General features: G+C 54.6%; 9 protein-coding genes. 8 read left to right on the forward strand and 1 reads right to left on the reverse strand.

Features of this window, described 5'->3' with window-relative positions:
- Positions 1 to 61: 61 nt before the first annotated feature.
- From tamA to ACVXHP_RS14855, 3 genes are read left to right on the forward strand one after another with little or no spacing between them, the layout of a single operon-like run.
- Positions 62 to 1,795, forward strand: a complete 1,734-nt coding sequence (gene tamA / locus ACVXHP_RS14845) for an autotransporter assembly complex protein TamA (protein WP_042312760.1) — start codon at positions 62 to 64, stop codon at positions 1,793 to 1,795.
- Positions 1,792 to 5,568, forward strand: a complete 3,777-nt coding sequence (gene tamB, locus ACVXHP_RS14850; RefSeq protein ID WP_316128879.1) for an autotransporter assembly complex protein TamB — start codon at positions 1,792 to 1,794, stop codon at positions 5,566 to 5,568. Before tamA ends, tamB begins: the two co-directional genes overlap by 4 nt.
- A 2-nt stretch (positions 5,569 to 5,570) precedes the next feature.
- Positions 5,571 to 5,915 (forward strand): gamma-glutamylcyclotransferase family protein, encoded by a 345-nt coding sequence (locus ACVXHP_RS14855; protein WP_003025723.1) that lies wholly within the window; start codon positions 5,571 to 5,573, stop codon positions 5,913 to 5,915.
- 104 nt (positions 5,916 to 6,019) lie between these two features.
- Here ACVXHP_RS14855 and ppa read toward each other — a convergent pair whose 3' ends face one another.
- Positions 6,020 to 6,547 (reverse strand): inorganic diphosphatase, encoded by a 528-nt coding sequence (ppa, locus tag ACVXHP_RS14860; protein ID WP_003025726.1) that lies wholly within the window; start codon positions 6,545 to 6,547, stop codon positions 6,020 to 6,022.
- 309 nt (positions 6,548 to 6,856) lie between these two features.
- On the opposite strand from ppa, the gene ytfQ reads away from it, so the two are divergent.
- The 5 genes from ytfQ to ACVXHP_RS14885 all read left to right on the forward strand — a co-directional run bounded on the left by ytfQ (position 6,857) and on the right by ACVXHP_RS14885 (position 12,677).
- Positions 6,857 to 7,813, forward strand: a complete 957-nt coding sequence (ytfQ, locus tag ACVXHP_RS14865; protein ID WP_447571725.1) for a galactofuranose ABC transporter substrate-binding protein YtfQ — start codon at positions 6,857 to 6,859, stop codon at positions 7,811 to 7,813.
- A 121-nt stretch (positions 7,814 to 7,934) separates the two neighbouring features.
- Positions 7,935 to 9,437 carry a galactofuranose ABC transporter, ATP-binding protein YtfR gene (ytfR, locus tag ACVXHP_RS14870; protein WP_048212855.1) on the forward strand — a complete coding sequence of 501 codons (1,503 nt, stop codon included), beginning with the start codon at positions 7,935 to 7,937 and terminating at the stop codon, positions 9,435 to 9,437.
- Positions 9,438 to 9,450: 13 nt separating this feature from the next.
- Entirely contained in the window at positions 9,451 to 10,473 is a 1,023-nt protein-coding gene (ytfT, locus tag ACVXHP_RS14875; RefSeq protein ID WP_447571726.1) for a galactofuranose ABC transporter, ATP-binding protein YtfT, read from the forward strand.
- Complete coding sequence (gene yjfF / locus ACVXHP_RS14880) at positions 10,460 to 11,461, forward strand: galactofuranose ABC transporter, permease protein YjfF (protein WP_304702473.1); 1,002 nt, start codon at positions 10,460 to 10,462, stop codon at positions 11,459 to 11,461. The genes ytfT and yjfF overlap by 14 nt, the downstream gene beginning before the upstream one ends.
- Before the next feature lie 103 nt (positions 11,462 to 11,564).
- Entirely contained in the window at positions 11,565 to 12,677 is a 1,113-nt protein-coding gene (locus ACVXHP_RS14885) for a methyl-accepting chemotaxis protein (protein ID WP_304702472.1), read from the forward strand.
- Positions 12,678 to 12,748 lie beyond the last annotated feature (71 nt).

Below are 12,748 nucleotides of genomic sequence, written 5' to 3' on the forward strand. Positions count from 1 at the left end.
GCCGAGGAACGGCATAGTATTTTTTTCCAGGGGTGGGAAAAAAGGATATTCAGGAGAAAATGTGCCACATATCCGTCAGTTATGTTGGGTGGGATTACTGTGCTTAAGTGGCTCCGCCGCCGCCGCGAATGTTCGCTTACAGGTCGAAGGATTATCAGGACCGCTGGAGAAAAACGTCCGTGCGCAGCTGTCCACGATTCAAAGTGATGAAGTCACTCCAGACCGACGCTTTCGTGCGCGCGTTGATGATGCCATCCGCGAAGGGCTAAAAGCGCTGGGCTACTTTGAGCCGACCATTGATTTTGAGCTGCGCCCGCCACCGGCAAAAGGACGCCAGGTGCTGATTGCCAAAGTCACCCCCGGCGAGCCGGTGCTGATTGGCGGCACCGAAGTGATTCTGCGCGGTGGCGCGCGTACGGATAAAGACTATCTGGATCTGCTGAAAACGCGCCCGGCAATCGGCACCGTGCTGAATCAGGGAGACTATGACAACTTCAAAAAATCCCTCACCAGCGTGGCGCTGCGCAAAGGCTATTTCGACAGTGAATTTAATAAAAGCCAGCTTGGAATAGCGCTTGAGCGCCGTCAGGCGTTCTGGGATATCGATTACAACAGCGGCGAACGCTATCGCTTTGGGCATGTCACCTTTGAAGGCTCGCAAATTCGCGATGAGTACCTGCAAAATCTGGTGCCGTTTAAAGAAGGTGAAGAGTACGAGTCGAAAGATCTGGGGGAACTGAACCGTCGTCTGTCGGCGACTGGATGGTTTAATTCTGTGGTTGTCGCGCCGGAATTTGATAAAGCCCGCAAAACCAAAGTGCTGCCGCTAAAAGGCGTGGTCTCGCCGCGCACCGAAAACACCATCGAAACCGGGGTTGGTTATTCAACTGACGTCGGGCCACGGGTGAAGACCTCGTGGAAAAAGCCATGGATGAACTCCTATGGCCACAGCCTGACCACCAGCGCCAGTATCTCTGCGCCAGAGCAGGTGCTTGATTTTAGTTATAAAATGCCACTGTTAAAGAACCCGCTGGAGCAGTATTACCTGGTGCAGGGGGGCTTTAAGCGTACCGATTTAAACGACACCGAGCAGGACTCCACGACGCTTGCGGTTTCCCGCTACTGGGATCTCTCCAGCGGCTGGCAGCGCGCGATTAACCTGCGCTGGAGCCTCGACCACTTTACTCAGGGTAACGTCACCAATACCACCATGTTGCTCTATCCGGGCGTGATGATTAGCCGGACGCGTTCGCGCGGTGGTCTGATGCCCGTCTGGGGCGATTCTCAGCGTTATTCCATTGATTACTCCAATACGGCCTGGGGCTCAGACGTCGATTTCTCCGTCTTCCAGGCGCAAAACGTCTGGATCCGCACGCTGTACGACAGGCATCGCTTTGTGATGCGCGGTAACCTCGGCTGGATTGAAACCGGGGACTTCGACAAAGTGCCGCCGGATCTGCGTTTCTTCGCCGGGGGCGATCGCAGTATTCGCGGCTACAAATACAAATCTATTTCGCCCGAAGGTAGCGACGGTAAGCTGAAAGGGGCCTCGAAGCTGGCAACCGGCTCGCTGGAATACCAGTACAACGTGACCGGGAAATGGTGGGGCGCGATGTTTGTCGATAGCGGCGAAGCGGTCAGCGATATCCGCAAAAGCGATTTCAAAACCGGGGCCGGGGTCGGCGTTCGCTGGCAATCGCCGGTGGGGCCGATCAAGCTCGATTTTGCCGTCCCTGTCGGCGACAAAGATGAACATGGTTTACAGTTTTACATCGGTCTGGGGCCTGAATTATGAGTTTATGGAAGAAGATAAGCCTCGGCGTGCTGATTTTTATCCTGCTGTTGTTAGGCACGGTGGCGTTCCTTGTCGGCACCACCTCGGGCCTGCACCTGATCTTCAAGGCAGCTAATCGCTGGGTTCCGGGGCTGGAAATTGGTCAGGTCACCGGCGGCTGGCGGGATTTATCGCTCAAAAATATTCGTTATGACCAGCCTGGCGTGGCGGTGAATGCTGGTGAAGTGCATCTGGCCGTCGGGCTGGAGTGTCTTTGGGATAGCAGCCTGTGCGTCAACGATCTGTCGCTGAAAAATATCAACGTGGCGATCGACAGCAAAAAGATGCCGCCTTCAGCACCGGTTGAGGAAGAGGATAGCGGCCCGCTTAATCTTTCCACACCTTATCCGATCACGCTTTCGCGTGTGGCGCTGAATAACATCAATATCAAAATTGACGACACCACGGTTTCAGTGCTCGATTTTACCTCCGGCCTGAACTGGCAGGAAAAAACGCTGACCCTGAAGCCAACGTCATTACAGGGCCTGCTGATTGCCCTGCCTAAAGTGGCGGAAGTGGCGCAGGAAGAGGTCGTTGAACCGAAGATTCAAAATCCGCAGCCGGATGAAAAACCGCTCGGTGAAACGCTAAAAGATCTGTTCTCAAAGCCGGTGCTACCGGAAATGACCGATGTCCATCTGCCGCTCAACCTCAATATTGAAGAGTTTCGCGGCGAGCAACTGCGCGTGACCGGGGATACGGATTTAACGGTGCATAACATGCTGCTCAAAGTGAGCAGTATTGATGGCAACATGAAGCTCGACGCGCTGGATATCGACTCTAATCAGGGCACGGTCAACGCTAGCGGTACGGCTCAGCTCACCGACGCATGGCCGGTAGATATTACCCTCAACAGCACGCTGAACGTCGATCCATTAAAAGGTGAAAAGGTTAAGTTGAAGGTCGGTGGCGCGCTGCGTGACCAGTTGGAAGTCGGCGTTAATCTGTCTGGCCCGGTTGATATGGACCTGCGTGCGCAAACGCGTCTGGCAGAAGCCGGATTACCGCTCAACCTGGAAGTGGTGAGTAAGCAGGTTTACTGGCCGTTTACTGGCGACAAGCAGTTCCAGGCCGATGACATCAAGCTCAAGCTGACCGGCAAAATGACCGACTATACGTTGTCGATGCGTACCGCGGTGAAAGGGCAGGATATTCCTCCTGCTACCATTACCCTGGATGCCAAAGGCAACGAACAGCAGATCAATCTCGACAAACTGAGCATTGCGGCGCTGGAAGGGAAAACCGAACTGAAAGCGCTGGTGGACTGGCAGCAGGCGATCAGCTGGCGCGGGGAGCTAACGCTGGACGGCATCAATACCGCGAAAACAATCCCGGACTGGCCGTCAAAGCTGAATGGTCTGGTTAAAACGCGCGGCAGTCTGTACGGCGGAAGCTGGCAGATGGAGATTCCTGAGCTGAAGCTAACCGGTAACGTGAAGCAGAACAAGGTCAATGTAAACGGCTCGCTGAAGGGGAACAGCTACCTGCAGTGGACGATCCCGGGCCTGCATCTGGAACTGGGGCGCAACAGTGCGGACGTGAAAGGCGAGCTGGGGGTCAAAGACCTCAATCTCGACGCGACGATTGATGCCCCAAGTCTGGATAACGCGCTGCCGGGATTAGGCGGTACGGCAAAAGGGTTGGTAAAAGTTCGCGGGACGGTTGAAGCGCCACAGCTGTTGGCGGACATCACCGCTCGCGGCCTGCGCTGGCAGGAGCTTTCCATTGCTCAGGTTCGCGTCGAAGGCGACGTGAAATCGGCCGAGCAAATCGCCGGTAATCTCAACGTTCGCGTAGAGCGGATTGTACAACCTGATGTGAATATCGGGCTGGTGACGCTCGATGCCAAAGGCAGTGAGAAGCAGCATGAGCTACAGCTGCGCATCCAGGGCGAGCCGGTCTCAGGCCAGCTCTCCCTGGCAGGCAGCTTTGATCGCAAAGAACAGCGCTGGAAAGGGGAGTTAAGCAATACCCGTTTCCAGACGCCGGTTGGCCCGTGGGCGCTTAATCGTGCGATCGCGTTGGATTACCGCAATCAGGAGCAAAAAATCAGCATTGGGCCGCACTGCTGGAACAACCCGAATGCGGAGCTGTGCGTACCACAAACCATTGATGCCGGTGCAGAAGGCCGCGCGGTGGTGAATCTCAACCGTTTCGACCTGGCGATGTTAAAACCGTTTATGCCGGATACGACTCAGGCCAGCGGTGTGTTCACCGGTAAAGCCGATGTCAGTTGGGACACGACCAAAGAGGGGCTGCCGCAGGGGCAGGTGACGCTTTCCGGACGCAACGTGAAGGTCACGCAAAGCGTGAACGATGCGCCGCTGCCAGTAGCATTTGAAACGCTGAATCTGACCGCCGATCTGCACAACAACCGTGCCGAGCTGGGCTGGTTGATTCGTCTGACCAATAACGGGCAGTTTGACGGAAAGGTGCAGGTAACCGATCCACAAGGGCGCCGTAACCTGGGCGGCAACGTCAATATCCGCAACTTCAATCTGGCGATGGTGAACCCTATCTTCTCACGTGGTGAAAAGGCCGCGGGGACGATCAACGCCAACCTGCGTCTGGGTGGCGATGTGCAAAGCCCACAACTGCTTGGACAACTGCAACTGAGCGGACTCGATATCGACGGTAACTTTATGCCGTTTGACATGCAGCCAAGCCAGTTAGCCGTTAACTTCACCGGAACACGCTCAACGTTGGCGGGTGTGGTGCGTACGCAGCAGGGGGAAATCAACCTGAGCGGCGACGCCGACTGGAGTCAGATCGACAACTGGCGGGCGCGCGTCGCGGCGAAAGGCAGCCGGGTGCGGATTACCGTGCCGCCGATGGTGCGTCTGGATGTCTCGCCGGATGTGGAATTTGAAGCGACACCGAGCCTGTTTACCCTGAATGGCAATGTCGATGTGCCGTGGGCGCGTATCGTGGTCCACGATCTGCCGGAAAGCGCGGTAGGGGTTTCCAGCGACATGGTGATGCTTAATAACGATCTCCAGCCTGAGAAACCGCAGACCGCCGGGATCCCGATCAACAGCAACCTGAACATCCACGTTGGTAATAACGTGCGTCTTGATGCCTTTGGTCTGAAAGCGCGTCTGACGGGCGATCTGAAGGTGGTGCAGGATAAACAGGGGCTGGGGCTTAACGGACAGATTAATATCCCGAGCGGTCGCTTCCATGCCTATGGTCAGGATCTGATCGTGCGTAAGGGCGAGCTGTTATTCTCCGGTCCGCCGGATCAGCCGCTGCTCAATATTGAAGCGATTCGTAACCCGGATGCTACAGAAGATGACGTGATCGCTGGCGTTCGCGTCACGGGCACGGCTGATGAACCGAAAGCGGAGATCTTCTCCGACCCGGCGATGTCGCAGCAAATGGCGCTGTCCTACCTGCTTCGTGGGCAAGGACTGGATAGTGAACAGAGTGACAGCGCGGCGATGACTTCAATGCTTATTGGCCTGGGGGTTGCACAAAGTGGTCAGGTTGTGGGTAAAATCGGGGAGACATTTGGCGTAAGCAATCTGGCACTCGACACGCAAGGGGTGGGTGACTCATCTCAGGTCGTTGTCAGCGGATACGTACTGCCAGGTCTGCAGGTGAAATATGGTGTGGGTATATTTGACTCCTTAGCGACACTCACGCTACGTTATCGTCTGATGCCTAAGCTATATCTGGAAGCAGTGTCTGGCGTAGATCAGGCACTTGATTTGCTCTATCAGTTCGAGTTTTAGCAATGCGAATATTTGTCTACGGCAGTTTACGAACCAAACAAGGCAACAGCCACTGGATGACCAATGCCCTGTTGCTGGGAAATTTCAGTATCGACAACTACCAGTTGTACAGCCTGGGCCACTATCCAGGCGCCGTTCCGGGAAATGGAACAGTACACGGGGAAGTTTATCGTATTGATAACGCCACGCTGGCAGAGCTTGATGCTCTGCGTACCCGTGGTGGTGAATACGCACGCCAGCTAATTCAAACGCCGTACGGAAGTGCATGGATGTACGTGTACCAACGTCCGGTTGATGGCTTAACGCTGATTGAAAGCGGTAACTGGTTAGACAGAGACCAGTACTGATATAAACACGCCACCTTCGGGTGGCGTTGTTTTATGTGCCCGTTGCACTCGCATTTGGGCACAAAAAAGCCCCGACATGCGGGGCTAAGTATCATAAGTAAGAATTACTTCTTCGCGCGCTCGAAGGAAGCAACGATTTCAGCTTTCGCAGCTTCAGCGTTGTCCCAACCGTCTACTTTCACCCATTTGCCAGCTTCGAGGTCTTTGTAATGCTCGAAGAAGTGGGTGATCTGCGCTTTCAGCAGTTCCGGCAGGTCGGTCACATCTTTGATGTGATCGTATTCTTTGCTCAGCTTAGTGTGCGGTACCGCAACCAGTTTCGCATCTTCACCGGATTCGTCGGTCATTTTCAGAACGCCAACCGGACGGCAGCGGATCACTGAACCTGGCTCCAGCGGGTACGGAGTCGGGACCAGAACGTCAACCGGATCGCCATCCAGAGACAGGGTGTGGTTGATGTAACCGTAGTTGCACGGATAGAACATCGCGGTGGACATGAAGCGGTCAACGAACAGGGCGCCGCTCTCTTTGTCAACTTCGTATTTGATCGGATCTGCGTTGGCAGGGATCTCGATAACAACGTAGATATCTTCCGGCAGGTCTTTACCGGCAGGGACGTTGAGTAAGCTCATGTCTGTTTCCTTTAAATAAGCTATGGCAAACAAGTGGCGGGTATTATAGCCAACTCGCGCGGAATGTCTCCGCTTGTTTTCGCTTTCTCTGCGTCCATTTTCTTCTTTTTGCTCCTCCCTGGTGACAGAAAAATCCATATCTTCAGTCGCATTTTTCATAGTGATATGAAAGCGATTACAAACTTGTGATTAACGTTTTATTTACTTTTTTGAAGTGTGATGTAACGCAATCCGTTACATGCTCAATTGTCTATAGTTTTTTCGCGACGGTTTATTAACCAACAATAATCACCCTACGAGGACGCACTTATGTGGAAGCGCTTACTTATAGTCACAGCAGTTTCGGCAGCCATGTCGTCTATGGCAATGGCAGCCCCATTAACCGTAGGATTTTCGCAGGTTGGCTCTGAATCCGGCTGGCGCGCCGCAGAAACCAACGTGGCGAAAAGCGAGGCCGAAAAGCGCGGAATTACGTTGAAAATCGCTGATGGCCAGCAAAAGCAGGAAAACCAGATTAAAGCAGTTCGCTCATTTGTTGCCCAGGGCGTCGATGCCATCTTTATTGCGCCGGTCGTGGCAACAGGTTGGGAGCCGGTGTTAAAAGAGGCCAAAGATGCCGACATTCCGGTCTTTTTGCTCGATCGTTCCATCGATGTAAAAGACAAATCTCTCTATATGACTACCGTCACCGCCGATAACGTGCTGGAAGGTAAATTGATCGGCGACTGGCTGATTAAAGAAGTGAACGGCAAGCCGTGTAACGTCGTTGAGATACAAGGGACCGTTGGCGCCAGCGTGGCGATCGATCGTAAGAAAGGGTTCGCTGAAGCCATCGCTAACGCGCCAAACATCAAAATTATCCGCTCTCAGTCCGGCGACTTCACCCGCAGTAAAGGGAAAGAAGTGATGGAGAGCTTTATTAAAGCGGAAAACAACGGCAAGAACATCTGCATGGTTTACGCCCACAACGATGACATGGTGATCGGCGCTATTCAGGCGATCAAAGAGGCGGGCCTGAAACCAGGTAAAGACATTCTGACGGGTTCCATCGACGGCGTACCGGATATCTACAAAGCGATGATTGATGGTGAAGCCAATGCCAGCGTCGAGCTGACGCCGAATATGGCAGGCCCGGCATTTGACGCGCTGGAGAAATTCAAAAAAGACGGCACGATGCCTGAGAAGCTGACCATTACCAAATCGATCCTCTATCTGCCGGATACCGCGAAAGAAGAGTTAGAGAAGAAGAAAAACATGGGCTACTAGTTTTGCTGTCGGTCTTCCGTAGGCCGGATAAGGCGTTACGCCGCCATCCGGCATTTGTTGCCTGATGGCGCTGCGCTTATCAGGCCTACGAAACGCCGTGACCTCGTACCGGAGGAATGCCATGACCACCGACCAACATCAGGAAATCCTCCGCACAGAGGGCTTAAGCAAATTCTTTCCCGGCGTCAAAGCGCTCGATAACGTGGATTTCAGCCTGCGACGCGGCGAGATCATGGCGCTGCTCGGCGAAAACGGGGCGGGGAAATCGACGCTTATCAAAGCGCTGACCGGTGTTTATCATGCCGATCGCGGTACGATCTGGCTCGAAGGCCAACCTATCTCCCCCAAAAATACCGCCCATGCCCAGCAACTGGGGATTGGCACCGTGTACCAGGAAGTGAACCTGCTGCCCAATATGTCGGTAGCGGATAATTTGTTTATTGGCCGCGAACCGCGGCGCTTTGGCCTGTTGCAGCGCAAACAGATGGAAAAGCGCGCGACGGAGCTGATGGCGTCGTACGGTTTTTCCCTCGATGTGCGTGAGCCGCTGAACCGCTTTTCCGTAGCAATGCAGCAGATCGTCGCCATTTGTCGGGCGATTGATCTCTCTGCGAAGGTGCTGATCCTCGATGAGCCTACCGCCAGCCTTGATACCCAGGAAGTTGAAATGCTGTTCGGCCTGATGCGGCATCTGCGCGATCGCGGCGTCAGTCTGATTTTCGTCACCCATTTCCTCGATCAGGTTTATCAGGTCAGCGATCGCATCACCGTTCTGCGTAACGGTGGCTTTGTGGGCTGTCGTGAAACTCGCGAACTGCCACAGATCGAACTGGTCAAAATGATGCTGGGTCGCGAACTGGATACCCATGCGCTACAGCGCGCGGGCCGCACGTTGCTGAGCGATAAACCGGTGGCGGCGTTTAGCGGCTTTGGCAAGAAAGGCACTATTGCCCCGTTCGATCTGCAGGTGCGTCCTGGTGAGATCGTCGGTCTTGCCGGGCTGCTGGGATCCGGGCGGACGGAAACCGCGGAAGTGATTTTTGGCATTAAACCCGCCGACAGCGGCAGCGCACTGATCAAAGGTAAACCGCAGACCTTGCGATCGCCGCATCAGGCTTCGTGCCTGGGGATCGGTTTTTGCCCGGAGGATCGAAAAACGGATGGCATTATTGCCGCCGCCTCGGTGCGTGAAAACATCATTCTGGCGTTGCAGGCGCAGCGCGGCTGGTTGCGCCCCATTCCCCGTAAAGAACAAAACGAGATTGCCGAGCGCTTTATTCGCCAGCTTGGTATTCGCACCCCTAACGCTGAACAACCGATCGAATTTCTCTCCGGTGGCAATCAGCAAAAAGTCTTGCTGTCGCGCTGGTTACTGACCAAACCGCAGTTTCTGATCCTCGATGAGCCCACGCGCGGGATCGACGTCGGCGCGCATGCCGAGATCATCCGCCTGATCGAAACGTTATGCGCCGATGGTTTGGCCCTGCTGGTTATCTCATCGGAACTGGAAGAACTGGTGGGCTATGCCGATCGGGTCATTATTATGCGCGATCGCAAACAGGTGGCCGAGATCCCACTGGCTGAATTGTCCGTCCCGGCGATCATGAACGCCATTGCGGCCTAAGGAGACTATGGTGATGCCTCAATCTCTCCCTCAATCCAATCCGCCTAAACGACGGTTTCATTGGCCCAAAGGGATGCCACAACTTGTGGCGTTGTTGCTGGTGCTGCTGGTGGACAGTCTGGTTGCGCCGCACTTTTACCAGGTGATTTTGCAGGACGGACGTTTGTTCGGTAGCCCTATCGATATTCTCAACCGCGCCGCGCCTGTGGCGCTGTTGGCGATTGGTATGACGCTGGTGATTGCCACTGGCGGCATTGATCTTTCCGTTGGCGCAGTGATGGCCATTGCCGGGGCCACGACCGCGGCGATGATGGTGGCCGGGCACAGCCTGCCGGTGGTGCTGCTTGCCGCTTTAGGCTCCGGTATTCTGGCGGGATTGTGGAACGGAATTCTGGTGGCAATCCTCAAGATCCAACCGTTCGTCGCCACGCTGATCCTGATGGTCGCCGGGCGCGGCGTCGCGCAGTTGATCACCTCCGGGCAGATCGTCACCTTCAACTCGCCTGAGCTGTCCTGGTTTGGCAGCGGTTCGCTGTTACTGTTCCCCACGCCGGTGATTATTGCGTTACTGACGCTGGTGGTGTTCTGGCTGCTGACGCGTAAAACGGCGCTGGGCATGTTTATTGAAGCGGTAGGTATCAACATTCGCGCGGCGAAAAACGCCGGGGTCAACACCCGCATTATTGTGATGCTTACCTATGTCTTGAGCGGCCTGTGTGCCGCTATCGCCGGGATCATCGTCACGGCGGATATACGCGGCGCGGATGCGAATAACGCCGGATTATGGCTGGAGCTGGACGCTATTCTGGCGGTGGTCATCGGCGGCGGCTCGCTGATGGGCGGGCGTTTTAATCTGCTGCTGTCGGTGATAGGCGCGTTAATTATCCAGGGGATGAACACCGGGATTTTACTGTCGGGCTTCCAGCCGGAACTGAATCAGGTGGTCAAAGCCATCGTGGTGTTGTGTGTGCTGGTTGTGCAGTCACAACGCTTTATCAGCCTGATAAAAGGAGTGCGTGGTCATGATAAAACGTAATTTACCGCTGATGATCACCCTCGGCGTGTTTGTGCTGGGCTACCTCTACTGTCTGACGCAATTTCCGGCTTTTGCTTCCACCCGGGTGATTTGCAATATCCTGACCGATAACGCTTTTTTAGGGATTATTGCCGTCGGCATGACCTTCGTGATCCTCTCTGGTGGGATCGACCTTTCCGTTGGCTCGGTCATCGCCTTTACCGGCGTATTTCTGGCCAAGGCGATTGGCTACTGGGGGATTTCTCCGTTAGTGGCGTTCCCCCTGATTTTGCTAATGGGCTGCGCGTTTGGCGCGTTTATGGGATTACTGATTGATGCGCTGAAGATCCCGGCGTTTATCATTACCCTGGCGGGAATGTTCTTTTTGCGCGGCGTCAGTTATCTGGTTTCCGAAGAGTCGATCCCAATTAACCATCCGGTTTATGACACGCTCTCCAGTCTGGCATGGAAAATTCCCGGCGGCGGTCGTCTGAGTGCGATGGGGTTGCTGATGCTAGGCGTGGTGGTTATCGGCATCTTCCTGGCGCACCGTACACGATTTGGCAATCAGGTATATGCGATTGGCGGTAATGCTACCTCGGCTAACCTGATGGGGATCTCTACCCGCAGCACCACCATCCGCATTTATATGTTGTCTACCGGCCTGGCTACGCTTGCTGGCATTGTTTTTTCCATTTACACCCAGGCCGGCTATGCGCTGGCGGGCGTCGGCGTCGAGCTGGATGCGATTGCCTCCGTTGTGATTGGCGGTACGCTGTTGAGCGGCGGAGTGGGCACGGTTTTAGGCACCTTGTTTGGCGTGGCTATTCAGGGGCTGATCCAGACCTATATTAATTTTGACGGTACATTAAGTTCCTGGTGGACCAAGATCGCGATTGGCATTTTATTGTTTATTTTTATTGCCTTACAACGCGGTCTAACGGTGCTTTGGGAAAATCGTCAAAGCTCGCCGGTCACCCGCATAAGCACGGCGGCAACACCAAAGTAACATACTGATTTTTCACAAAACATTTAAATACCTAAACTTTTTCCGGTTGTAGTCGATAGGTTCTGTACAGGTCTGTTTTAACCCTACAACCGGAAATATAACGATGCCAAAATCCCTTTCAATTCGATCAAGTTTGTTGGTGTTATTGTCTCTACTGGCGTTTCTTCTGTTACTGACCGGCGGGATGGGGCTATACGCCTCTACCCGTGTTATTACTTCATTGATTTACCACGGTATTATGAGTGCAGCGATGCTGGCGGCCATCGCATTGCTGGCGGTTATTTGGTTTATGCTGCGAAATAAGTTTCTCAAACCGCTGGATAACATTGTTGAACAGCTGGAACGTCTGGCGACAGGCGATTTGTCACCGGTTGCCGCGCTGTCGGCCAGCGCCGAGTTCAACCGCCTCAACGCGGCGATGGATGAAATGCGCCATGCGCTGGGCGACTCGGTGCAACGTGTACGTGACGCCAGCTCGCAAATTGATATTGGCAGTCGTGAACTGACGGCCGGGAACCAGCATTTGGCGCAACGCACTGAATCGACAGCTACTTCGCTGGAACAAACCGCTGCCAGCATGGAAGAGTTAACGGCGACCGTGAAACAGAATGCGGACAATGCCGAACAGGCGCACCAGTTGGCAAAATCGGTATCGGATACTGCCGATCGCGGCAGCGAGATGGTGTGCTATGTGATCGAGAAAATGCGCGATATTGCCGGCAGTTCCAGTCGTATTGCCGACATCCTTAGCGTGATTGACGGCATCGCATTCCAGACCAATATTCTGGCGCTCAATGCCTCCGTTGAAGCGGCGCGGGCCGGTGAGCAAGGACGGGGTTTTGCGGTTGTCGCAGGTGAAGTACGTAATCTGGCCAGCCGCAGCGCCGAAGCGGCAAAAGAGATCCGCGCGTTAATCAGCGATTCGCACACCCACGTCGGTGAAGGCAGCGAGCTGGCGCAGCAGGCGGGTGAAACCATGGATGAAATTGCCACTGAAGTGATGCGTATGACAAAGCTGATGCGGGAAATCGCCAGTGCGTCCCAGGAACAGAGTCGCGGCATAGAGCAGGTGAATATCGCGGTGATTCAGATGGATGAAACGGCGCAGCAAAATGCGGCACTGGTGCAGCAGTCTTCAGCGGCTACCCGCTCGCTGGAAGAGCAGTCACATGCGCTGCTGGAGGCGATGGCGGCGTTTAAGCTACAGACAGCGTAACCGAACGGAGGCCTGATAAGGCGAAGCCGCCATCAGGCAATATCATCGCATTGTGCTGGATGGCGCTTCGC

It is taken from the genome of Citrobacter freundii complex sp. 2025EL-00176 (genome assembly GCF_053309355.1).